The 25,127-nt window shown below is 44.0% G+C and carries 17 protein-coding genes; 10 read left to right on the forward strand and 7 right to left on the reverse strand.

From position 1 onward, the window contains the following. Positions 1–122: 122 nt before the first annotated feature. Positions 123–893: a hypothetical protein gene (locus tag F6K46_RS21225; RefSeq protein WP_293067346.1), complete on the reverse strand. Its 771-nt coding sequence runs from the start codon at positions 891–893 to the stop codon at positions 123–125. A gap of 231 nt (positions 894–1,124) precedes the next feature. Here F6K46_RS21225 and F6K46_RS21230 point away from each other — a divergent pair, with 231 nt between their 5' ends. Further along, positions 1,125–1,784, forward strand: coding sequence for a PEP-CTERM sorting domain-containing protein (locus F6K46_RS21230; protein WP_293067343.1), 660 nt, complete (start codon positions 1,125–1,127; stop codon positions 1,782–1,784). Positions 1,785–2,076: 292 nt separating this feature from the next. Here F6K46_RS21230 and F6K46_RS21235 read toward each other — a convergent pair whose 3' ends face one another. The 6 genes from F6K46_RS21235 to F6K46_RS21260 form a co-directional block, all read right to left on the reverse strand. Beyond that, entirely contained in the window at positions 2,077–2,886 is an 810-nt protein-coding gene (locus F6K46_RS21235) for a peptidoglycan-binding protein (protein ID WP_075903726.1), read from the reverse strand. A gap of 140 nt (positions 2,887–3,026) precedes the next feature. After that, positions 3,027–4,301: a pitrilysin family protein gene (locus F6K46_RS21240; RefSeq protein WP_293067339.1), complete on the reverse strand. Its 1,275-nt coding sequence runs from the start codon at positions 4,299–4,301 to the stop codon at positions 3,027–3,029. Positions 4,302–4,547: 246 nt separating this feature from the next. Next, complete coding sequence (locus F6K46_RS21245) at positions 4,548–5,819, reverse strand: pitrilysin family protein (protein ID WP_293067337.1); 1,272 nt, start codon at positions 5,817–5,819, stop codon at positions 4,548–4,550. A 129-nt stretch (positions 5,820–5,948) separates the two neighbouring features. Then, positions 5,949–7,232: an RNA-guided endonuclease IscB gene (gene iscB, locus F6K46_RS21250; RefSeq protein WP_293067335.1), complete on the reverse strand. Its 1,284-nt coding sequence runs from the start codon at positions 7,230–7,232 to the stop codon at positions 5,949–5,951. A 192-nt stretch (positions 7,233–7,424) separates the two neighbouring features. Further along, positions 7,425–9,029, reverse strand: coding sequence for a hypothetical protein (locus F6K46_RS21255; protein ID WP_293067332.1), 1,605 nt, complete (start codon positions 9,027–9,029; stop codon positions 7,425–7,427). A gap of 206 nt (positions 9,030–9,235) precedes the next feature. Further along, positions 9,236–10,411, reverse strand: a complete 1,176-nt coding sequence (locus F6K46_RS21260) for an RNA-guided endonuclease TnpB family protein (RefSeq protein ID WP_293117311.1) — start codon at positions 10,409–10,411, stop codon at positions 9,236–9,238. Positions 10,412–11,216: 805 nt separating this feature from the next. Here F6K46_RS21260 and F6K46_RS21265 point away from each other — a divergent pair. The 9 genes from F6K46_RS21265 to F6K46_RS21310 all read left to right on the forward strand — a co-directional run bounded on the left by F6K46_RS21265 (position 11,217) and on the right by F6K46_RS21310 (position 25,076). Next, positions 11,217–12,512, forward strand: a complete 1,296-nt coding sequence (locus F6K46_RS21265) for an ATP-grasp domain-containing protein (protein ID WP_293062467.1) — start codon at positions 11,217–11,219, stop codon at positions 12,510–12,512. A 38-nt stretch (positions 12,513–12,550) separates the two neighbouring features. After that, positions 12,551–12,679, forward strand: a complete 129-nt coding sequence (locus tag F6K46_RS21270; protein WP_293062469.1) for a hypothetical protein — start codon at positions 12,551–12,553, stop codon at positions 12,677–12,679. Between the two features lie 83 nt (positions 12,680–12,762). After that, positions 12,763–13,665, forward strand: a complete 903-nt coding sequence (locus tag F6K46_RS21275; RefSeq protein ID WP_293062471.1) for a CoA-binding protein — start codon at positions 12,763–12,765, stop codon at positions 13,663–13,665. A 1,215-nt stretch (positions 13,666–14,880) separates the two neighbouring features. After that, positions 14,881–19,416: a PAS domain S-box protein gene (locus F6K46_RS40200; RefSeq protein ID WP_366510766.1), complete on the forward strand. Its 4,536-nt coding sequence runs from the start codon at positions 14,881–14,883 to the stop codon at positions 19,414–19,416. A 199-nt stretch (positions 19,417–19,615) separates the two neighbouring features. Continuing rightward, the gene (locus F6K46_RS21290; protein ID WP_293062473.1) at positions 19,616–21,166 is read left to right on the forward strand and encodes an adenylate/guanylate cyclase domain-containing protein; all 1,551 of its coding nucleotides are present in this window, start codon (positions 19,616–19,618) and stop codon (positions 21,164–21,166) included. A 169-nt stretch (positions 21,167–21,335) separates the two neighbouring features. Beyond that, positions 21,336–21,833 carry an HNH endonuclease gene (locus tag F6K46_RS21295; RefSeq protein ID WP_293062475.1) on the forward strand — a complete coding sequence of 166 codons (498 nt, stop codon included), beginning with the start codon at positions 21,336–21,338 and terminating at the stop codon, positions 21,831–21,833. 99 nt (positions 21,834–21,932) lie between these two features. Then, positions 21,933–23,183 (forward strand): bifunctional oligoribonuclease/PAP phosphatase NrnA, encoded by a 1,251-nt coding sequence (locus F6K46_RS21300; RefSeq protein WP_293062477.1) that lies wholly within the window; start codon positions 21,933–21,935, stop codon positions 23,181–23,183. An 81-nt stretch (positions 23,184–23,264) separates the two neighbouring features. Then, positions 23,265–23,762 (forward strand): phosphohistidine phosphatase SixA, encoded by a 498-nt coding sequence (gene sixA, locus F6K46_RS21305; protein WP_293062479.1) that lies wholly within the window; start codon positions 23,265–23,267, stop codon positions 23,760–23,762. A 177-nt stretch (positions 23,763–23,939) separates the two neighbouring features. Further along, positions 23,940–25,076 carry a citrate synthase gene (locus F6K46_RS21310; protein ID WP_293062507.1) on the forward strand — a complete coding sequence of 379 codons (1,137 nt, stop codon included), beginning with the start codon at positions 23,940–23,942 and terminating at the stop codon, positions 25,074–25,076. Positions 25,077–25,127 lie beyond the last annotated feature (51 nt).

Genomic DNA, 25,127 nt, shown 5'->3' on the forward strand with positions numbered 1-25,127 from the left:
GTAGAATACAGGTAACATTGTCAATAGGTAGGTCTTGTTGAACAAAAGAGACCTATCTTTTTTTTAGCACAAAATGGTGAAAGCTTTACATTTAAAGCTTTTCAGGCTATTTCGTCACCCCTTCAGGATAAATTTATATTAGTTAGAAGTACCCCCTGCAATTGATCCTGTTTGTCGTAAAACGGCATTGATGCACCGAGATAGGCAGTTATACCAGCAGTATTGGGGTAAATTTCACTCCAAGTTGAGCGACCAGCTTTGACAGCAGTTCTATACCATGGTCGAGTGCGCGGATCAAATTTAATACTGTCTAGGATTTCCTGACGCTTTTTGATGCAGTCACTCATGGGAGAAACCCCCAAGACCGCGCTGCATCGCTCCCCAAATTCGTTAGTAGAATAGGAGTGAAAAATATGATTGGTAGCTTTGGTGGACACTCTTAGTATCAGTGTACCATCATCTAATCTTTCTGCTCCTAGGTTGTCTTTATTCTCTAAGCCTAATCCAGTAAATGTCAGGGTATTAAAGATCTGAAGCTGCCGCCAAAAGTAACGCTCTAATTGAGGAATATCTTGCAAATTCAATTGACCTAGATTGATGGCAGTGGCATTAATCTGATTTACTACATGAGGAATGGTTAGGTAAGATTCCAAATTCTGCTCAACCCGAGCATTGACTTCTTCAAGCAGTTGAGTAGCAACATCATTAACCGCTCTCTTGCTGTTTCTATAGGACAGATATCCCACAAGTCCCACAGCTGCGAAGATTTGCAGGACAAATGGTATGACCAAGATCAGGCGAAGGGGAACTTTCCCAGAAACCTTGGAAACCCCTTGGGCTAAAGATTTGAATAACATTTGCTTGTGCCATCCTGCTTGACTGACAAATCGCATTTGAGTTACATTTACAGAATTCCCAGAAATCTAGAAAAAATAGCGTTAGCACCCTTGACTAAAGTAAAGGGGCTTAAAGTCCTTTATTTCCTGATGCCTGAATGCTTAGAAAGGACTTCATAAATCTTTATCTGGAGTATTGCCTTTTTTGTGATCAAATTCTCTCAACGAAGTATAATAGAGTTATTTTTCCATTAACTCTAATGTTAGTTTTGGTTTGGGACCATTAAAATGCTTACTTTAAAAGTGTTCTCAGTGGCTACAGTTGCCGTCCTATTAAGCAGTTGCTTAATACCTGAAAAAGCCTTGGCTAGTCGTCTTGATTTCACCACTGAAGCGATTGGGAGCTCAAGTCCTTCAAGAATACTAAATGCCAGTATTGGTCAAACCCTACAAAACGGCGATTTTACGATAGAAAGGACTGGGGGTAACACCACCCTTGGTAATGGAATTGATGAAGATACCAGTTGGAGCTTTGATTTTTCTGACTTGGGAACATCAATAAATGAGTTATCGCAAGCGAAACTAATTTTAGACCTGACACCAAACAACTCCCTGATTACTACCGATGTATTTGGGATCATAGGATTGGATACTATTATTATTGATCTGATCCGCAATCTCGCAGTACGAACTAAGCAATCGGTGTCTTTAAATTTACTGGAGTTTTACGACTCAGGAGAAATCGTGAACGTCTTTAATGCCAATAGTGGCAAGATTCCAGTATTTTATGGAGATGATGCCATTGTTTCTCGTGCTGAGCTGTCATTGTCTACAGGTGAAAGAGTTCCCGAACCTGCTTCTACCCTAGGGATTTTAGCTTTGGGAGCTTTAGGAATTAGTTCAGTATTAAAGCAGAAAGTCAAGCAGCAAAAACAAGTAAAGCAGTAATATCAATCAAGAATTATCACTAGTCAACCGGCAAAAATATATAGCAATTGTCTTTCCCATGAGGTACAAATAGATCCCCCTAAATCCCCCTTAAAAAGGGGGACTTTGAGCTTGAGAAGGGTACCTCATAAATGCAATAAACGCTATAACTAACACTATAACTAGTGTTTTGTTGACGGTTGATGATTGAATAGTTAACAGTGAACAGTTAACTTTCAATCGTCAACCATGCCCTTAAGGCCGTAGGCCACGCTGCGCGAACGGCCACGCTACGGGAACCACAAAAATTTCATCAACGTAGCAAAGCATTCCAAGTAGCAGGACCAACAATGCCATCAGGTTCTAGTTTGAACTTGCGCTGAGCGGCTTGAACTGCGGCTTTCGTAACCTCTCCAAATACCCCATCTACTGTGGCTTTTAAAAAACCAAGAGATTTCAGTCGCCTCTGCAATTGCTGGACTGCTGGACCACGCATACCTTGTCGGAGAATTGGTAAGGTTATAGCCCTAGGCTTAGTTCTCTCAACAGTGACCGCATTGCCTGTTGTGGTAGTGCGATTACCAAAGCCAGTGCTGGTTGCTGGGGAGGAAGGGTTGGGACGAGTTGTGGTGGTTTGGGTAATAGCTTCTGTGATGGAAGGCCTCGGAAACGATGAAGCTGAGATGCCATCAGAGGTGGTTGGTGGTGTTCTACTTGCTGAGGGTAAGGGATTGGAAGTAGAGGTTGAGGATGTTGGATTGGGTGGGATGCTTGGAAACAAAAAATTCCATTCAGCAGCTCCCATGATGCCATGGGGAGTTAAACCCGCTTGTTGCTGGAGCTTGGAGACAGCGATCGCAGTATTATCTCCATAAAACCCATTTACCTCTCCTGTGTAATACCCCAATAATTTAAGAACTGCTTGTAATTCAGATACTCTTTCCCCCTCACTACCAATGTCGAGAGTTGGTCGGTTGATTTTCACTTGGGTAATTGCTTGAGCCAGTTTTGGGACAACGCCATTGGCTTCAAGGGCAACTGATGGCAAATTCCCTAAGCTAAGGGCTACTGATCCAAAGATAGTTATACCGATAATGCTGTTAGTGGTGTCTATAGAATCCATATCTTTACAGCCAATTAAATCTTGTCACGACTTAATTTAACTTTATCGATTTAAGCGGATTTATAGACAACAATAAATTGAGGTCTCCCCCAGTTAAAAGGTAAAACACGGGAGAGACCTGAAGTTTTTGCTTTGCTCTGTTAACCCAGGAAGTTGATTGCAACAGCCGGTCCGACTAGAGAAATATAAGGTTCAATGAAATAGCGATTAGCTGCTGCTTGAGCCATCTCTGGAGTAACCCTTGTCACATCTTGTTGAAACAGGGTATCAAACTCAACTCCTAGCCCGATCGTCTCATACCAGCCATAGACTTGAGCTAGCTGACCATTGGTTTGTTTACCTAGTGCATACTGACCAAGAAGCTTATTTTTGGCAACTTGCAATTCATCCTGACTCAGTTGTTGAGAACAAAGGCGTTCCACTTCGGTAACCAGACCAACCAGGGCAGTTTCTGTATTTTCCGGTGCTGTTCCCATGTAGGCTATAAACGTAGAAGCCGACTGGCGTGTCGGAAACAATGCTGAGACATCATAGGCTAAACCCCGCTTTTCTCTGAGTTCTACAAACAAGCGGCTAGAAAGACCATTGCCCAGGTAGGTATTCAGGAGTTTCAGCGTAGCAAAGTCAGCCTCTTGTACGGCTGAGGTAAGATAACCCAGCATCACAATGGACTGCTGCGTCTCTTGGGCAGTGGTCACTTGGCAGGGTTTTGCAATCGGGGAGGGTAAGGAGGGTTTGCTCAGGGGTGTATCGGGAACTTGCCAATCCCCAAACACTTGCTCCACCTGCCCAATCGCATCTTCTGAGTTAATACGACCTGCAATACTAATTATGAGGTTATCAGGGCGGAAATAAGTCTGATGATAGTGTTCTAAGTCAGCTCGATCCAGTGTAGATACCGTAGCTTCTTCTCCCAACACCGAAAAGCCGTAGGGATGGTCTTGATAGATTGCCTGTCGCAATTGCTTATAGGCAATGTTAAAGGGTTGCTCCTGTTGGGCACGAATAGTTTGAATGGTTAGGTACCTTTCTAGGTCTACTTCGGCATCTGGGAAACTAGGCGATCGCAAAATCTGCCCTGCTAGCTGTAACATTTCAAACCAGTCAGCTGCAACGGTTTTCAGGGAGAGTAGAAAATAATCGTTAGCCGCATCAGCACCAAGTTGAGCCCCCATAGACTCCACCCGTTCGGCAATGTCTATGGAGGATAATTCTTGGGTTCCCTTGGTGATAACTGCTGAGACCAGGTGAGATAGCCCAGCTTGGTTTGGTGGATCGCACTGACTACCTGCCCGAATAAATAGACGGCTGGCAATGATATCAGCAGCAGCATTTTCAACTACAATCACCACGATGCCATTATCTAGCACTGTGCGATGGATATTCTGTTGTTGCTTTAGTGTGATATTAGGCATGATGGTCTTAGGTATTAGGCTTGATAGTCTTAGGTATTAGGAAAATTTGAAATTCCAAATTTTAAATGCACGAATTCCCACTTTTACTACATGCCTTTGTGAGGAGTTACTACCTTTAATGAGTTACGATATAAGCTATCCTTTTGAGGATTGTGATAGCTCAGGTAATAGGTATAAATATACCGAATCCGCTAAGTTTATTACATCTAAATATCTCAGCTTTGGAATATAAAAATGAGTTACGATCTAAGCTATACTGTTGATAATTGTGATAGCATAGCGATGGGGAGAAAGATACCGCTGGGCTAAGTGCATTACGTCATTAGCTGTTAGCTTTTGAATCTCAATCGGATAACTATAGGCTGCTTCTGCTGTAGCAATAGTGCTGTAGTAACCATACAAACCAGCAAGTTGACCAGCAGATTCTGTGGAAAAAATATAGTCGTTATAGAGCTGACGTTGACAGCGTTTGATTTCTGTGGTTGACACTGGTGTCTGTTGCAATTGCCACAGGTGTTCCCTAATTATTGCTTCTACCTGTTCTAGGTACTCGGGTTCTAGGTAGGCGGTAATAGTAAACAAACTCGAATCACGCTGTAGAGAGAAACTACTACCAATGTCTTGCACTAATTGTTTCTCTTCCCTTAATTCTCTTACCAAGCGAGAAGAGCGTCCATCAGCCAGAAGCACAGAGAGTAAATCCAAACCACAAGCATCCCCAAGCTGATCTATCCCTGGTCCGTGCCAAGCCATCAATAGACGTGAGTGCTCCAGACGAGGCAAGTTTAGTTCCTGACGCCTAATTCCGATAAATGGTGCTTCAGCCATCACCTCTGGTTTAGGACAATCACTGGGGGAAGCAAAATCTTGAAATGACTGGTTAACTATAGTTAATGCTGACTCTTGGTCAATATCACCTACAATCACCACAGTCATATTTTCTGGCTGGTAATGGCATTGGTGGAAACAGCGCATTTGTTGGGGATAGTGAGCCATCAAATCCGCTTCAGTACCCAGAATCGGTCTGCCATAGGGGTGACGTTGGTAAACGCTCTCAGAAAGAGCCTGAAATCCAACCCAATCAGGATTATCGTAGCTGCCACGAATTTCTTCTAACACCACACACCGTTCCCGGACAAATTCTTCTTCAGGAATAGCAGGATGCAAGAGTAATTCTGCCAAGGGAGGCAGGGTGTGTTTTAAGTACTCAGAAGCACTGGTTACGAAAAAATGAGCAAAGTCATGGCTAGTAGCGGCATTCGTTACACCACCGTGGCTTTCAATCACATAGTCAAACACACCAGGAGCAATGGTCTCGGTGCCTTTAAAAATCATGTGTTCCAAGAAGTGAGCCATGCCATACAATTCTTCTGGTTCTGCGATCGCACCAGCACCAACCCACACATCCGCCACTACTACTGGTGTAGCGCTTAGGTATTGATGAATGACATTCAAGCCATTGGTCAGTTTGAAAACACTAGCAGGAAACTTTACTTGAGGTAGGGGCTCAGATAACAATGCTTCTAATCTCTATGTGTAACTTTTTACATGATATTACTTAACGTTAATTTTGATTAACCCAGTGTTAAAGATCATGATTACTACTTCAAACTTCCCCTAACTAAGTGCCAGGAACGTCTAGGACGACTATTTCCAGGTAAATTCCGGCATGTGCTGGCAAAAGCTGTAAGTGTATCCATCTTTTCGGTGTATTGCTGATATATCTTGAGGAAAGCAGCTCTTATAACCTTTCATTCCTAACGGGGTAAATCCAAAGCTTCCTTTGCTTCTAGGGGTGACTTTGCCTATCCCTAGTTTTTGATGCTTGGCTATGTCCCCAGTGAGCCAGCCTTTGATTGGTTTGAGTGGGTTGTGTCTAATGGGATAACCGTATTTGTTAAGTGCTGCTTTCTGTCTCCCTCCCTGCCCCTTGCAAGTGACTAACAGCGGCTGAGAGGTTTTCAAGACCAAGGTCTCAATATTCCCAACACAAGCGGCATCAATCCAGTGCTGCTTAGGTAGTCCTAATCTAGTCCGGTTGTATTTGGTTTGCGCTCCCGTTCCGGTGACCACAAACTTGATTGATCGAAGTACCTTTACTAACTTGTTACGAGTCGTATTCACCGCTGCTGCATCCGGTAATGGTTGCTTAGTTTTAGTTTTGATTTTCTGAAGTAGATTTGGTTTCTTTTTTAGGAATTCCTCTATGGGTTTGTTTCCTTTCCGTTGATTGCATTTTTCGCAGGCTAAGCAGAGATTACTGACCCGATTACTTCCACCCAATGACTTTGGGTGAATGTGTTCGATCTGCAAGGGAACAGACTGTTTACCGCAATAGGTACATTCTCTTCCCCATTTCTCAAGTAAGTACTCCTTTACTTCGTAGCCAGCTAGTTCACCTTGTTGGTACTCAACACCATTGATTTCAGGGTTCTGCATTTTCTGGGTATCAAACTTAACTCTTTCGACCCAAACCTGATTGATTGGACAGAACTTAATTAATCGTTTCACCCAGGTTTCAATAGTCAAAACCCTGTGCTCTAAGCTAGGGGCAAGCCAGCCTTCTTTTCGTCTACGGTTAAGGAATCTTGGTTTTCTGTAGCGGGTGTTGCGATTACGCCTTCGGTGTCTTACAGCTTTTCTAGACTCTAGTTTTTTCTTGATCAATCCTCCCCTGTGTTCTAATTCCATTCCCCAAATAACTTGGTTGTTTTGGACTAGGGCAAATCCGGTGACCTTGCTGCCAGGGTCAATCTTGATTTGACAAGGTGAGATAGTTGGATTATCAATCGCAGTCTTCAAGATGATTGTGAACGGGTACATTCTGAAAACCGCTGCCTTGCCTTTGTCTAATAACCGACGAGCTTTCTTTGGGGAAATGGGGTTTAATGGTTGGTTTTTTGTGTCAATAACAAAAACATAATTTTGCATGATTAATGCATCTCAATTCGGTAATGTGTTCCTAGACAATGTTGGGATGGCTTGTTGAGCTAACCACACATTTTGCCTTTATCTTAATGATTAGCGACAGAGCCAGAAGCTGGAGTTCACCCCTGGGTGTCATGACCAAACCAACGTAGGAAGTAAATCCTGAGTCTGCATCCTAGTTGGCAATCCCGGAAATTACCGGGAATTGCCAAGGCTTACACTAGGAGGACTGTGTACCTGAATCAGAGCCCCGTCAGCGGTATAGATTTCCATAGGGATATCGGAATTATAGCTAATCCCTTTGAGGGCATCTTCTAAAGTCAATACGTGATTGACGATGCCAGCGTGAGCCTCTACATCACCTCTGACTTGAGCGGTGATGGCTGTTTGTCTGACCTGATACATATAAGTAGGTGTTAATTCTACTTTAATCAGACTTTCATCAATGGTGTAATTACAAACTCGAGTTTCCCCAGTACAGATTTGTTCAAGATCACTACCAATTTGTTTTAACTTTACCTGCAACTGCAACTTGCTTTGAACTGCCTTAAGGGCGTTTTGATAAGGCTCGATTAAAGACTGTGCATTTTTGTGGTAGTATGTGGAGTTTGGAACCTGCTTCACGTAAGTTAAAGCGTTGCGCCAATGAATCGCAGCCACCGACCATTGCTCCTTTCCCTGAGCCTTTTGAGCTAACTGAGCTAGACGTAGTCCCTGATTGTAGGCGTTGGTAGCAATTTTTTCCTGGGTTTTGCGATCGCGTGCCCTGGCCAGATTAGTTTTATAGAATTCCTCCAGTCGTTGCTTGTCCTCTTCAACCGTTGTTCCTTGAGGAATTTTTTTCAGACGGTCTAATGCGGTTTTCCAAGTACTATAAACTAGTTGCCATTCCTCTAAGGTCTGGGCTACACCCTGACGAGCTTGGGCAATCTGAGCCGCTTTCTTAGCCGCTTTCATAATTTGACTCGCCTGTCTTTGTTTGACTAATCGCCGATTAACTTCGTCTAAATTGACCTTATATAGCTTAATTTTTTGTTGCGCTATAGCATTCAGGCTACTCTCCTTAGGCATTTGTTCAAGGCGGGCAATTGCCTCTCGCCACAGTTTTTGAATTGCTATCCACTTTGATGCCTTATGGGGAGGATTTTTCCCTTTATGACCTGCCCTAGCCGCCATTTGCATGGCTGTCACTAACTGATCGAGGTCTTTACCTCTAACTTGATAGGCATGAAGCAACTCTTGTGCTGTGTCATGCTTCATTGACCAAAACGGAATTGCTTTGAGTGCTTCAATCGCTGTCTTTAATTCCTTCTGAGCTTCGAGAATGTCCTTTCCCGATTTAGGTTTTTTGAGGGTGTCTGCTGATTTTTTACTCAATAGCTGAGCTTCATTCAGTGAACTACAAGACCCAAATACGCAGGGACGGGTAAAAACATAAAAGCCGCCGGTTAAAAATACTAGACCCAATCCCATGCCCACCACCACCAACAAAAGAAACGTACTTTGAGAATTTCCTTCATGGGGTTGTAGTGTTTCAGGGAATGGCTCATCGGTTTGAGCCTCGGGATCAGAAAGTGGTTCGTCCCAAGGGTGGGCTGCAACGTCAGAATCCATTGATTGATCGTTGCTTTGGTTAGACTCAGGGGTTAACTGGTTAGAATCCATTGCCTGTAGCAGGAGCAAAGCCAGAGATACCAAAAAGCGATGCAGAGGTGCGACCCGTGGCGAATTTAATTCGCCAACGGAAAACGCACCATTACGGTCTTGGGGAGGCAGCGCGGTCTTGGGGGTTCCCCCCATGAGCGACTGCCGTGGTTTCCCCCACTCGCGCTTTGCATCAAGAAAAGGTACTTAATCTTAACCCAAAATATCCTCCTATGCTTCCAGTGGTTAGGCAGGAATTGGTGAGATATCAAGGCAACAGTGAGGAATTATAGGGGTTAGGGGGGAATTTTGACATCCTCCCACCGCGCTCATCGTAGATTATAGCGGGGGATTCCTAAGACTCACGACTTAGGTTTCTGCTTCAATGCACCAGCCTTCCGAGATTTACTCTCTTCCGGTCTTACGGTCGCTCCACAGACTGAAACGGCAAGCCCTGCCGCCAAAATATTAATTGATGCGTTAATATCGCGATCATGGTGAGCATTACAAGAGGGACAATCCCACTCTCGAATATTTAAAGGTAAAGATTCAACGCGATTTAAGCATACAGAGCAAAGTTTGCTACTGGGAAACCACCTGTCAATTAAGACAGCTTTGCGGTCGTACCACTCTGACTTGTATTTGACCTGACGAATTATTTCCGCCCAGTTAGCATCACTGATTACTTGAGCTAATTTGTGATTTTTTACCAGATTTTTTACAGCTAAGTCCTCAAAGGCAATCAATTGGTTTTCTTTGACCAGTTTAGTGGTTAGCTTATGGGTAAAATCTCTTCTAGAGTCTTTAATTTTTGCGTGGATTCTGGCAACTTTCAAACGAGCTTTACAACGGTTGTTGGATCCTTTTTGTTTCCGTGATAGATCTTTTTGGTATTTAGCTAGTTTTTTCTTGAGTTTTTTAAAATGTTTAGGGTTGGTTATTTGGTCTCCGTTACTGGTTGTAATTAGGCTGGTAATCCCCAAATCAAAACCAATTTGATGGCTAGTTGGAGGTAGACTCAAATCTCTGTGATCATTAAACCTGATTGAGATATGCCAACGATTAGACGGATCTAAGCTAACTGTAACGGTACTTGGATTACAGTTAGCCGGTAACTGACGACTCCAACGAATAGGCAAAGGTTCTTGGCATTTAGCCAAATAGATCTGGCTATTTCTCCATTTAAATGCGGATTTGGTAAATTCCGCACTACCACCATTGCGTTTTTTCTTGAAGTTTGGATACTTAGTACGACCTGCAAAGAAATTAGTGAAAGCTGTTTGAAGATGTCTTAATCCCTGTTGGAGTGGAACACAACTTACTTCATTCAGAAAAAATAAATCTTCTTCTTTTTTCCAACCTGTTAACATTGAAGAGGTTTCTTTGTAGCTTATTCTTTCTTGACGTTCGTACCACCCTTTGGTTCTAGCATCTAGAGCTTTGTTGTAAACAAGTCTTACACAGCCTAGAGTTCTCCTCAACAGAGTTTCCTGCTCAGGTGTAGGATAAAAGCGGTATCGGTAAGCTCTTTCAGTCATACTCACATTTTCAACCATTTTATGTGAGATGTCAACTGGACCCATGGACGCAATTCCTGAGGGTCAGAAGTTACCCCAGCGAGCAATCCCTCGCTGGGGCAGCCTTTATGGTTGGTCGGCTATGGATAAAAGGGTTAAAACTTTGAGGCGCGACCCATGGCGAATTTAATTCGCCGTCGCGAAAGCGCGCCTCCATGATTAAGGCCAGAGACGAAACCTTAGGAGAGTGGAGCCTTTATGGTTAGTCGGTTATGCGTAAAAGGGTTAAAACTGTTTGATTAAGGCTCCACTCTCCTTACGGTAACTTCAAACCTTATTTTAAGGTTTCGTCTCCGGGCTGTGTGGGTCACCTGCGGGAGCACAATAGGCGCCCCGTCTCCCGCTTATAACGGGAGTCTCCTTGCTCTTAAGGATGAAGAATCAAAGAAGCAAGGAGTGACATCCTCCTACACCGTCATCTTTGATTCGGTCTCGACTTCCAAGCTTACGATTAGACATTCCTAGATCGGGACTTATCTAGAACCATCAACGAATAGCTGCCCTGATCTGGCGGCGGCGGTGATCTGGAGTTATCAACTATTGACTTCTATCATATATTAATAACTTACTGATGGCGTTTAAAGCGATCGATACCTGCTTCCCTTCTACCTATCCTACCTAGGGACTACTGGGGGAATAATTTTGCTGTTTTTAATAACTAATTTAAAGCCGCTTCAGGTGCTAGACGCTTTCACCGAAGTGTTTCTACGGCATTGACCAAGTGGCAAAAGATTTGAAACGTCGTGCTTAGGATTGTTCGCGAATCATGCATCTGTTAGAATATCAGGCTAAAGAATTATTCCGTGAGATTGGCATTCCGGTTTTGCCTGCTCAACGCATTGACCATCCTACCGACATCAAGGGATTACAGATTCCCTATCCGGTGGTGCTCAAATCTCAAGTATCTACTTGTGGAGACAACCCAGCTCGTCGGATCCGGTGTGTAGAGAATACCATCGATGCGATCGCAGCAGCTAGGGCAATTTTCAAACTCCCGATTCTGGGTAAGCATCCTCAAGTACTGCTAGCAGAATCCCGTTACAATGCTGAACAAGAATTTTATCTAGCCGTGTTCCTAGACTACAACTTGGCCCGTCCTGTGCTACTGGGTTCTTCCCAAGGGCGTATGGACACCAAAACCTTGATCAGCGATATGCAAAAGGTTGTGGTCGAGCAAAACTTTTCACCCTTCTATGGGCGGCGTCTTGCCATCAAAATGGGACTTCATGGTAATCTGATTGAGTCAGTGAGTGGGATTATTAATAAAATGTACCAACTTTTTGTCCAAAAAGATTTGGACATAGTGGAAATTAATCCCCTCGGTGTTAGTCCCACTGGTGAACTCATGGCTCTTGATGGTAGGATTGCTATCAATGACAAGGCTCTGAGACGTCATCAGGATTTGATCAACTTGACATCGACCATGGCTGAGAACGGGTCTTACCAAGACATGCCCACTAACTCAAGCCATAATTTCAACGGTCGTGATCTCAAAGGCAACATCGGGATTATATGCAACAGCATGTGTCTAGCTGCAACAACAGTTGATCTGGTATACCAAGCAAAGGGTAAACCAAGACACTGTCATCTGGTTCCAACGATCAACTCTAACCAATACTGGCCAATAACTCCTGCTGCGATAGAGGAACTGCAAGAGGCTTTACGAAAACTAACCACATCCGAAGGGATTAAAGTGGTCTTAGTGAATATCTTGAGCAATAGGGCTACCAGCAATGCCGCAGCTGAGATGATTGCCAATTATCTACTGTCTCAAAGTTGGGAAACAGCTGTACTCAATTCAGAGAACCAGGAGCAAAATTCCACCAGTCATCCCCTTAGCTCCCATCACCAAGACCTGTTATCTAAGGGCAAATCTCCTGGATCAGCCTCTGGGATTGAGAGACCTCACCTTGTGATCCGTTTAGTTGGGACAAATTTTCACTCGATTCAACAGCGTTTGGCTCAGCTCCCGGTACACTTTACAGACAACTTAGATGAGGCAGTCAAGCAAGCTGTATCTATTGCCAGGAAAGGCTCACGACGTCCTAACCTAGTCATCTAGCTGAGTGCGTCAGTGCTCAGTTACGATTCTTTGTCTTGATGCAGTCGCTCATGGGGGAAACCACGGCAGTTGCTCATGGGGGGAACCCCCTTTGGCGGCGCTGCCTCCCCAAGACCGCACTGCCTCCCCAAGACCGCGCTGCATCGCTTGTTCCTTATCCTTTTTGATTAGCCAGAGTCTTCTGGCAACTAAAAATGATCAATGATCATTGATCATTGACAAACTACAAAAGAATAAGGATCAATCACTAATGAACTTGAGTACCGATAGCAAAGTGTTAGTACAAGGCATTACACAACCTCTAGGTTTGTACTACGCTGCCCGGATGAAAGCCTATGGCACCAATGTCGTAGCTGGAGTTAGTACTGGTCAGGGAGGGCAAACCTTACATGGCATTCCTGTATTTGATTTAGTAGAGCAGGCTTGCCATCATGTCGGTGCTGTGGACACAACCATTATTTTTGACGAATCTTACCAGATAAAGGATGTTGCCTTGGAAGCGATAGATGCTGGGATCAGGCAAATTATTCTCGTTACTGGTGGTATTCCTCCCTTGGATATGGTAGAATTACTAGCTATTGCCCAAGCTACTAAAACGATTATTCTTGGTCCGAGCAGTTTTGGGATTATTGTTCCAGGAAAAGTTTTGCTAGGGACTCACGAGAGTGAATTTTACAGACCTGGCTCAGTGGGATTAATTACCCGTGGTAGTTATCTGATCTACGAAGTTGCTTTAGGCTTAACTCAAGCTAACCTAGGACAGTCAATCGCTATTAACCTTGGCAGTGAAGCAATTGTTGGTTCTTCATTTAGCCATTGGCTGGAGGTTTTGGAAAAAGATAAAGCTACAAACGTTATTGTCCTAGTTGATCAGACTGGCGGCGGCTACGAAGACGTGGCCGCTGCCGCGTATATAGCCCAGGAAATCCATAAACCAGTGATTTCCTACATTGCGGGACGCTATACACCAGAGACACAACTAATTAGTAACCCTAGTGCTAGGCTATCGACTCACCTACCAGAGGCTATGAGTAATATGACTAAAATGTCTACGGCACAGGAAAAAGTCGCAGTATTTAAGCAAGGGAGAATCCCAGTAGCTGAACGCCCTTCCCAAATTCCCATCTTGGTTCAAAAGGCTCTCGACCATTGACAGCAATTGATTCGTCACTCCATCACCCGTTGGTCGGATTTATAGCGCTACGCACAAGTAAGAAGTAAGAAGTCAGAAGTCAGAAGTAAGCTAGACTCACGTTTCGGAGTTTAGGAATGTCCTAATTTTAATGCGTAGTGCGAGTGCATCATAGTTTGCATACTACAAACTGAGATCGGGAATGTGGGTTATAACCTGTAACCTACAATCTACAACCTGTAACTAAAAACCTACAACTTGTAATATACAACCTATAACCTACAACCTGTAACCTTGTTGAGCCTAGTTTTTTGCAAAGTATCGTTAAGCGGGCTGGAATTTAGTTGAGATTGTTTACTAGAAAACAATCCTTTCGGAATAAATCGATAAAATAGAGGATGTAGGGTTTATGATAAGACCCAACTAATCGTCGTTTTCAACTGACCTAGTTTAAATTTCAATTAATTTATGGAACTTAGTGGCTCATCTGCCAACTCTTCTGACCCTCACCCATATAGATGGGCAGAAGTCTTGGGTACGGTAATTGCGCTGTTGACGTTAACATTACCTTTGTTGATCATCGCTTACTACTCTTCTTCAAATAACTACGTTAATGTTTTGCCACAAACCACCTACTCACCTACGAGATTAGAAGATTGACATACAAGTTTTTTAGATAACCAAAGAAGGAAAAGTATGTGGGTGCGCTGATTTAAAAACCTTCAATAGCTGAGGTTTAATAGAAAATCCCAGCGTCATGTCCCCTAGGGACTGGCGTAAGGGGGATTCTGTGAAATTTCAGCTTTATAGAAAGTTTGAGTTGAATGGTATACCACTTGCCTTGGCTCCTTGATGATAGTTAACAGCGGACAAGGAAAAGGAGAAAGGGGAATCAGAGGAGATTGATGTCGTCTCTTTCACCCAGGCTACCTCTTATCAAGCAAAGGGAAGGCAGACAAGGAAAAACCATCAACAATGAACAACAATGAACAATTACCAGTCTCCTTCGCTATAGGCTAGCTTAAGTAGATAGCCTTCACCCATAACCTTTCACCTTTCACTTTAACTAAATCTCTAGGTCAAAAAAGCTTTTAATTTAAAGAGAATGAAAAAAATCTAACTAGAAAATAAAAGAATTTGTAAAGTTGCGGAATTTCCCGGTTTCTGGATTGAAAATTATGTCAATGTGCGTAAAGATTAATTTCGCCTAACTCCATCTTTGGGCGTATTCCCAAAATGATTTTCATTGCAAAAGGATTCTGGCAACACTCAACCAATCTAGGTTTACTGACTTTGGTTTACCTTGGGCTGGCAAACTTAGTCCATGGATGGATTGCAGGTAATACATTAGTACCACCAGTTTGGTCTCCCGCAGGCATTACCCAAGCAACCGTATTACTACTAAGGGAGCATCTTTGGTGGTTAACCGAACACCAAGGAGTTTTGCCATCGGTTTCTTGGGGAGAATTTTTCTGGACTGTGTCGCCTCAGAGGTTCTGGCCAGTTTCTGGGATAACTGCTTTAGGGTATATCTTGTCAGTATTCCTCTCGATAGGATTAGCACGGTTGTGGCAGCTTCGTCCTTCCCTAGAACGGCGACGAGATGTATTGGGGTTCCTAGGGGTGTCGATGCTTGCCACACTAATTGCTCCGACTGTCACTCTAACTAACTTACACCTGAGTGGTGAATTTGATGGTAGGAATTTCGGCGGGATGTGGTGGCAATGGTGGTTAGGGGACTTAATGGTGGTTTTAGTCGTAGTACCAGTGTTTTTAGTGTGGTGCTACCTAGTGAAGGAGTTGAAGGTTGGCAAGTTGTTCGCGTTCGCGAAGCTTGGCCAATTGGCCAAGGTTGAGAAAGTTGAAGAGTCAAGCCAAACTAACCTGCAACTGTCTAACCAACAACCGTCAACCCCTCAAGCAAGCATAAAGATAAAACAATTTATTTTGGCAGCTATCTGGCTGATTTCACTCTTGACAGTCAGTTGGGGAGTGTTTGGGTCGGACATTGCGCCAGAAATGGCAACCTATCCCCTTGCCTGGTTGACATTTCCCTGGCTGATTTGGGCTGCCCTCCAATTTGGTCAACGCCTCACCAGCCTAGGTTGCTTGATGGTATCGAGCATTGCCATTGTAGGAACCAGTTTGGGTACCGGACCGTTTGTTGCCAGCACCGGGGACTTGAGCGAAGCACTTCCCCTGCTACAGGTTTTTATGATACTGATGGCAACAATCGCTTTATTCTTGGCAGCAACTACATCAGAACGAAACGCGGCGGCAGAATTGTTGCGCTTAAGCGAAGCCAAATACCGCAGCATCTTCGAGAATGCTCTGGAGGGCATTTGTCAGACTACACCTGACGGACACTATATCAGTGCTAACCCGGCACTAGCGAGAATATATGGCTATCAATCATCAGCAGAACTCGTAGCAAGTGTTACCGATATTGCCCACCAACTTTATGTTGATCCTCAACGACGGGCAGATTTGCTTCTACAGCTACAGGAAGATGGTGTTGTTTCAGGGTTTGAAGCACAGATTTATCAAAAAGATGGTACTATAATCTGGATCTCCAAAAACGTGCGGGCTATCCATGATAGTAGTAACTTTCTACTCTACTACGAAGCTACAGTTGAGGATATCACAGAGCGTAAGCAAGCTCAAGAGGCACTTCGTCACCAGAATGAACGGCTGGAACATCAATTTCAAGAGCGAACAGCTACCCTGAGGCAGCTCAATCGACAATTAATCGCAGAGGTTCTTGAACACAAGCGCATTGAGGATGCCCTTAGGGAGAGTGAGGAACGGTTTGCTCTGGCTATTCAAGCCAACACCAACGGACTCTTTGAAATCAACCTGAAAACCTATGATCATTACTACTCGCCCCAATTTCTCAGCCTGATTGGCTACCCATTAGATCAAGATGGACCGACCATTAATGAATTACTGGCACTGATTCATCTTGAGGATATTGATGAGGTGAAAGCCATCCTAGATAACCTATGTGCTGGACGAAGTTCTCAGCGATGCAGCGCGGTCTTGGGGAGGCAGCGCGGTCTTGGGGGTTCCCCCCATGAGCGACTGCCGTTGGTTTCCCCCATGAGCGACTGCATCAAGAAGTGGAAACACAAGTTTCGTCTGCTGCGCACAGATGGCTCAATTTCCTGGATTCTCTCGACTGGCCTGGTGATCAAAGATCATAACGGTGAAGTGGTTCGTCTAGTTGGTACCTTTACTGACATTACTGATAGCCAGAGAGTTAAAGCCTTGTTAGCTGGACAAAATCGTATCCTGGAAATGATTACCCAGTGGGAGAAGTTGCCAGATGTACTAGACCGACTAGCTCGGTTGATTGAGGAGCAATTGCCCAAGATTAGGTGTGCTTTCTTGCTGGTGGACAAAAATGGGGTTAATCTGCATCATACTGCCGCCCCCAGCCTTCCAGAATCCTACATTCAGGCAATTGATGGTATGGTGATTGGTCCATATATGGCTTGCTGTGGCACTGCCGCCTATTGGCGAGAACCGGTCATGGTTAAGGATATTGCTACTCATCCCCTGTGTGGAAATATAAGGGATTTGGCACTCTCCCACAATCTCAGAGGGTGTTGGTCTATCCCCATTTTGTCCACTGAAGGGACGGTGCTAGGCACCTTCTCAACATACTACACTGAACCTCATACCCCAAACCGCGAAGAGCAACAACTGGCGGATAAGGCCACCCAACTCGCTAGAATTGCCATTGAGCGCTCTGTGGCACAGGAGGATGTACTCCGTACAAATGCCATGCTCAAAGCACAACAAGAAGCTGCCATTGATGGAATTTTAGTGGTTGATGAAAATTTTAGGGTGGTTTCCTACAACCACCGTTTCTGTGACTTGTGGCAGACTCCAGAACAGTTGTTTCAAGCCAATGATATTAAAGAATTGCTCAAGCAGCTGAGTTCTCAACTGAAGCATCCCGAAGAATTTCTGGCTCAGGTGGACTATCTCCAGGCTCATCCCAAAACAACGAACTACGATGAACTTTTAATGAAAGATGAGCGTATTTTTGACTTTTATTCAGCACCAGTGCTTACCAGTGGTGGGGATTACTATGGTAGAATCTTCTGCAACCGAGATATCACTGAACGCAAGCTATCAGAGGCAAAACTACGGCAGGCGGAACAGAAGTATCGCAAGTTAGTTGAGTCAGCTGGTGATGCTATTTTGATGGCAGATGCGGAAACCGGAATCATCCTGGAAGCCAATCAGATGGCGGAACAGATGCTCGGTCGTGGCAGAGATGAAATTATTGGGTTGCATCAGAGTCAGATTATTCCACGAGAACGATTCAAAGCCTACTCCCAAATTTTCCAGCAACATGTGGAGGCAGGGGGTGTATTTCAAGTAGAACTGGAATTACTGCATCAAGTTGGTACAACCGTGCCTGTAGAAGTTAGTGCGACTACTTTGGAGCTGCAAGGCAAGACAGTTGTGCAGGGAATTTTTCGAGACATTAGCGATCGCAAACAGGCAGAACAGGCGTTGAAGCAGGCTAAAGTTGACGCGGAAGTAGCCAATCGGGCTAAAAGTGAATTTTTAGCCAACATGAGCCATGAATTACGTACCCCCCTTAACGGCATTTTAGGTTATGCCCAAATCCTCCAAGAGGAACCCAATCTGAGCGCTACGCACAAAGAGCAGCTCAGTATTATTCAGCAAAGTGGTCAGCATCTGTTAACCCTACTCAATGACATCCTGGATCTATCAAAAATCGAAGCCAGAAAAATGGAACTTGATGTCAGAGATTTTCAGTTTCCCAAGTTTCTGGAAGGTATTGTGGAAATTGTGGTGATCAGTGCTAAACAAAAAAACATTTCATTCCGTTACGAATTCCTTTCGCCTCTGCCTGAATTTGTCAAGGGTGATGAAATAAGACTGCGACAAGTTCTGATGAACCTTTTGGGAAATGCTGTCAAATTTACAGATACTGGTGAGGTAACGTTTAAAGTTGGTTATTTGGGGTGTTCAGAGTTGAACGTTGATCGGTTGAACCTTGTTCGCGTTAGCGCAGGGTCGGCCGAAGGCCACGCTTTCGCCGTAGGCGACGCTGAAGCGTGGCCGAAAGGCCAAGGTTGTCAAGACAACCTACCCTACGGTAACGCCCAAGGCGAACAACCTAAAAACCGTCAAGCTTTAACCGAAAAGCAAGGTACTCAAAAAATGCGCTTTGTGATAGCAGACACTGGCATTGGTATACCACCAAAACAACTAGCAGAAATATTTTTGCCATTCCATCAAGTGGGCAATACTGACCGTCAGGTTAATGGTACAGGCTTAGGACTATCGATTAGTAAACGTTTAGCGGAATTAATGGGTAGTGAATTAAAGGTGAAAAGCACTGTCGGTCAAGGTAGTATTTTTTGGCTAGATTTAGATTTGCCAGAGGTTTCCGAGGAACAACAAGGAGGACAAGGAATTCTAGAATCCACTAAGGAAGAGAAAGCTGAAGACGTTATGCCTGTAGCTCCATCGCCAGATCAAATATCCGTTCTGTATGAACTAGCAATTATGGGTGATATTCGAGGCATCCAAGAGGAAGCTAATTTGATTGAACAGTTGGATGATAAATTCATTCCATTTTCTCAAAAGTTGCGTCAATTATCAAAAGGGTTTAAAGAAAGACAAATTCTGGAATTTGTTCGGAAGTACATGGATACAAAAGACCGCGAAGCTCATCGAATAAAATCAAAGGATTTAAAAACTCCAGATAAAGTTAGTAAAAAATAAAGTCTATATCTTTAAAAATAATCGCCATTTAAATGACTAGTTAAGCCAGGGATAAGTTATTATATTTTTAAGGGTGATTTTAATTAGGTTTATTTTGATTAAATTGCACTATTATTTTGTAAAAAAATATCCGAGTATTTTTGATCTTATTAATTAGCCATTGATTAGCGAAAACCCCCAATAACGAGTTCATGTGATTATGAATATTTCCTCAGTAACTCAAACTAATCATCATTCCTCTTCCCGGAAAATTACCCTAACTGAGAGCTATAACAAAATTGGCTATAAAGGTGTAATTGTGATTGTTGATGATAGTCCGACTAATTTAGGGGTGATGTTTGAGTTGTTGAGCAATTCTGGATTTAAAGTCTTAGTCGCTCAAGATGGCTATAGTGCGCTCGAAAAAGTCAACTATGCTCAACCGGATCTAATATTACTGGATATTATGATGCCCGGAATTGATGGGTTTGAAACTTGCCGTCGCTTGAAAGCTCAAGAGTCAACTAGAGACATCCCAGTTATTTTTATGACGGCTCGTACTGATACTCTCGACAAAGTTAAAGGTTTCAGGCTCGGTGCAGTAGATTATCTCACTAAACCAGTGCAGCAGGAAGAAGTAAGAGCGAGAGTAAACACTCACTTGAAAATCGGGCGTTTACAAAAGCAACTACAAGCACAAAATTTTCAGCTCCAAAAGGAAATCAAGCAGAAACAAGAAGCTGAGCATAAATATCGCAGTATCTTTGAAAATGCCACTGAAGGGATTTTTCAAGTTACACCAAAAGGAAAATTTATCACCGCTAATCCAGCCCTAGCAAGTATTTTGGGCTATCAGTCGCCAGAACAACTGATTAATCAAGTCACGGATATTGGGAAAGAACTCTACCTCGCACCGAGGCGTCGTGACGATATATTAGCCCTAATCCACAAAGAAGAAACATTATCAGAGGTTGAGTCCGAGGTCTATCGGAAAGATGGTATGGTAATTTGGATTTCGGAAAATATACGAGCAGTCAGAGACAATTTTGGAGATTTACTCTACTACGAAGGCACACTTAGCGACATTACAGAGCGCAAAAAAGCTGAAGATGAACTTCGTCGTGCCCGAACCGAAGCTGAGCTTTTGCTGCTTAATATTTTGCCCCAACCGGTCGCAGAACAGTTAAAAAAAGGAGAACGTACTCTGGCAGAAAGTTTTGAAGATGTCACTGTTTTGTTTGCTGATTTAGTTGACTTTACCAAACTTTCAAGCCAAACTTCTCCCACTGAACTGGTCGAAATTCTCAATGTAATATTTTCAGAGTTTGACCAACTAGCTGAGGAGCATGGTGTCGAAAAAATTAAGACGATTGGTGATGCTTATATGGCTGTTGCCGGTCTGCCAAAACCTTGCAAGTATCATGCAGAAGCGATCGCTAAAATGGCATTGGATATGCAAACATTAATTGCCCAGTACAATGCTCAAACGAATCACAATTTCCGTCTCAGGATTGGCATCAACAGTGGACCAGTGGTGGCTGGGGTAATTGGAATCAAAAAATTCAGCTATGATTTGTGGGGTGATACCGTAAATATGGCTAGCCGTATGGAATCTCAGGGTATACCAGGTGGCATTCAGGTTACAGTTACTACCTATGAGAAATTAAAAGATAAGTACCGGTTTGATAAACGGGAACCCTTTGAAGTCAAAGGCAAAGGGAAAATGACTACTTATCTGCTCACAGGTCCTAAAGCAATGGGTAATGGGTAATGGGTAACTGACCTAACTATAGTTGACTTGACCCTTGACGGATTTCTTGAGTTCAGCCTTTAGTTCAGCAGTTCAGCAATAGGGTAAATTAAACTAACCCATGGAAAAATAACCCAGATTGAGCAACCTGTGCTACTATCTGGGAAAATCCTCCTAGCTGAGATCACCAATGGGTAAGGTTCTGGTGTTAAACGCCTCCTATGAGCCGCTCAACATCACCAACTGGCGACGGGCCGTTGTGTTGTTGATCAAGGGTAAGGCAGAGCGTATCGAACATAACGGCAAATACGTTTACGCAGATTTTCCACTGCCTACAGTGATTAGACTGCGCCATTACGTCCGGATACCCTACAAAGAGATTCCCCTTACCCGTCGTAACATCCTGCACCGTGATGGTCACTCTTGTCAATACTGCGGTTACAGCGGTGATGACTTAACGTTAGATCATGTGATTCCTCGTTCTCGCCATGGAGGTGACTCCTGGGAAAATCTTGTTACAGCTTGCGTGCGCTGCAACGTCAAAAAAGGGAATCGCACCCCTAAAGAAGCCAACATGATGTTGCGAACCCAACCCCGGAGACCTTATAGTAGTCTCCACTTTGAAATTGCTAAAGACTTAAAAACTGGACGGCATCAGGAGTGGCGGAAGTATGTGATTGGTGGCTAGTCCGCTAACTCATGTCACGACTAATCAAGCCAAAAGGGGGCTTGTGACAGTTAACCAATGGCTAATCACCAATGGCTAATGACTAATGACTACTAACTAATGACTAACAATTTACTTAACAGTGGTGCATCTAGCTTAGATTCAGAACAGGTTGATGCTAAAGCGCAACCGTCATCTACTCAAGATGTAAATTCTTCCGTGGGAAATTCCCAAACAAAAAGGTGGCAGTCGGCTACATCAGGTTCAAAAGTACATTCAAAAGTACAACAGTTGCAGGAGACTCTAGAGCGTCATCAAAATGAGCGGCAACTGATCATCCTACAAGATTTCCCTGACCCAGATGCTCTCTCTAGCGCTTGGGCTTACCAGCTGATTGCCGAGCAGTATAATATCCAATGCGATATTGTCTATGCTGGTACCCTCTCTCACCAGGAAAACATTGCCCTGGTTAAGTTGACTGGTTTACCAACCAAACGCTGGAGTGTGGAGACCACAAAAAATCAAGATTTATCGGTGTATCAGGGCTATGTGCTGATTGATAATCAGGGTACAACCACCCAGCTATTACCGATTGTTACCGAGGCGAATATTCCTCTAATTGCAATCTTTGATCATCACACTAGTCAAGGGGAGTTGAAAGCAGAATTTATTGACCTTCGTCCTCAAGCAAGAGCCACCGCGACGCTATTAACCCATTACCTTCAGGCTGGGTTACTACAGCTTGATAGTAGCATTAGTGAACATATCAAATGTGCTACAGCCTTGATGCATGGTCTGCGCTCTGATACTAATATGCTGATGCAGGCTCAGGAAGAGGATTTCTTGGCAGCTGGATATCTCAGCCGCTTCTACGACACTCAACTGCTTAACGCTATACTCAAAACATCTCGATCTCGCCGAGTGATGGATGTGATTGAGCGATCGCTTAAATATCGCCTTCTCCAAGATAACTTCTCTATGGCTGGTGTGGGCTATCTTCGCTATGAAGACCGGGATGCTATTCCCCAAGCTGCTGACTTTTTAGTTACTGAAGAAAATGTTCACACTGCTGTGGTTTATGGGATTGTTTACGATGAAGACCAAGAATTAGAAGTGGTGATTGGTTCCTTGAGAACCAATAAGTTAACCCTCGACCCTGATGAATTTATCAAAGAAGCTTTCGGTCAAGACAGTCATGGGCGTTTCTTTGGTGGTGGACGCATGATGGCTGGTGGCTTTGAAATTCCGACGGGATTCTTGAGTAGTTTTAATGACAAATCGGAGTATGCCAAGCTCAAGTGGGAAGTGTTTGATACCCAAGTCAAGCAAAAACTACTGCGGTTAGTTAATCCCCAGGATACGGTTATCTAAAGTGACTAATACCAACTAATGAACTCAGGAGTATTTTCAGTGAGCGCGATCGCATTTTAAGCGAATCTCAACCATCAGCCCATGGAACTCTACTTAATTCGCCACGGTATTGCTGCTGAGCGAGGCACCTACAACAACGATCGAGAGCGGCCACTGACCAAAATTGGCCATGAAAAAACTAGTAAAGTAGCAAAGGAGCTCCATAAACGAGGGCTAAACTTTGACCTAATCTTGACTAGTCCATTGGTCAGAGCTAAGGAAACCGCTGCTATCCTCCAAGATGTTGGTTTAGGCTCATTGGTTGAAGAGTCGGATAGTCTCGCTCCTGAGGGTGACATTCACCAATGGCTCAGCTGGCTACAGCAGAGGTGGAGAAAGACTAATGCTCAAAGACGTTTGGCTCTAGTTGGTCATCAACCGGATTTAGCGAATTGGGCGGAAATGTTGGTGTGGGGAGTATCCAATCAAAAACTAGTGCTCAAAAAAGCTGGAGTAATTGGGTTAAAGCTTCCTAATACTGGGAAGCCCTTCGGTCGCAGTGAGCTATTCTTGCTGACCTCACCTAAGTGGTTAGTATAGCCATCTTTCAGGGTTGATGGTGTTCGGAATCTCCCCCCATTCATGGGTCAGAGAAGTCAAAGAGTGCTATAATATAGTCATTAAACTATAAACTAATAATCTTTGTAGCACGGAAGACTAAAGAACTAATCTCTGGTAAGTTAGCCTGAGATGACTGAAGATTCTCTAGGTAATAACATGATAGCTTGCGAGTACCAGCCAGGTTTAGAAGGCATTCCAGCAGCTCAATCCAGTATCAGCTACGTTGATGGGCAGAAGGGAATACTAGAGTATCGTGGCATTCGGATCGAAGAACTCGCATCAAAAAGTACTTTCCTAGAAGCCGCGTATCTACTGATTTGGGGTGAGCTCCCTACTAAGAACGAACTTTATGAATTCCAGGAGGACGTTCGCCTCCACCGACGGATCAAGTACAGCATCCGGGACATGATGAAATGTTTTCCAGAAACTGGTCATCCGATGGATGCTCTACAAGCCTCTGCTGCTGCTTTGGGTCTGTTTTACTCCAAGCGGGCTTTAGACAATCCACAATACATTCGGGGAGCCGTGGTTCGCCTGTTGGCTAAGATACCTACCATGGTAGCAGCATTTAAGCAGATGCGCAAAGGGGACGATCCAGTACGCCCTCGGGATGATCTTGACTATGCAGCTAACTTTCTGTATATGCTCAATGAGGAAGAGCCAACTCCCCTAGAGGCTCATGTCTTTGATGTTTGCCTGACACTCCATGCCGAACATACTATCAATGCGTCTACTTTTTCGGCTCTGGTGACTGCTTCTACTCTTACTGACCCCTATGCAGTAGTGGCATCAGCGGTGGGAACTCTAGCTGGTCCGTTACACGGAGGGGCGAATGAAGAAGTGATTACCATGTTGGAAACCATCGGCTCAGTGGAGAATGTCCACCCTTACTTGGAGGAGCGCTTGCAGCGCAAAGAAAAAATTATGGGTTGCGGTCACCGAGTCTATAAGGTAAAAGACCCGCGAGCAACTATACTTCAGAACTTAGCGGAACAACTGTTTAAGGAATCTGGCACAGACAAGTACTACGACATTGCTTTGGAGTTGGAGAAAGCAGTGGAGGAAAAACTGGGTCACAAGGGGATTTATCCCAATGTGGATTTCTATTCCGGCTTAGTTTACCGGAAGCTGGGTATTCCGAGTGACTTGTTTACACCAGTGTTTGCGATCGCACGGGTTGCAGGTTGGCTAGCTCACTGGAAGGAACAGCTAGCCGTCAATCGAATTTTTAGACCCACTCAAGTCTACACTGGCACTCACGATGCTCCCTATATTCCGATGGAAGCTCGTTAGTCATTAGTCATTAGTCATTAGTCATTAGTCATTGGTCATTGGTCATTGGTG

Origin of the sequence: Moorena sp. SIO3E8 (assembly GCF_010692445.1) — a bacterium.
In the GTDB taxonomy this organism is placed as follows: Bacteria; Cyanobacteriota; Cyanobacteriia; order Cyanobacteriales; family Coleofasciculaceae; genus Moorena; species Moorena bouillonii.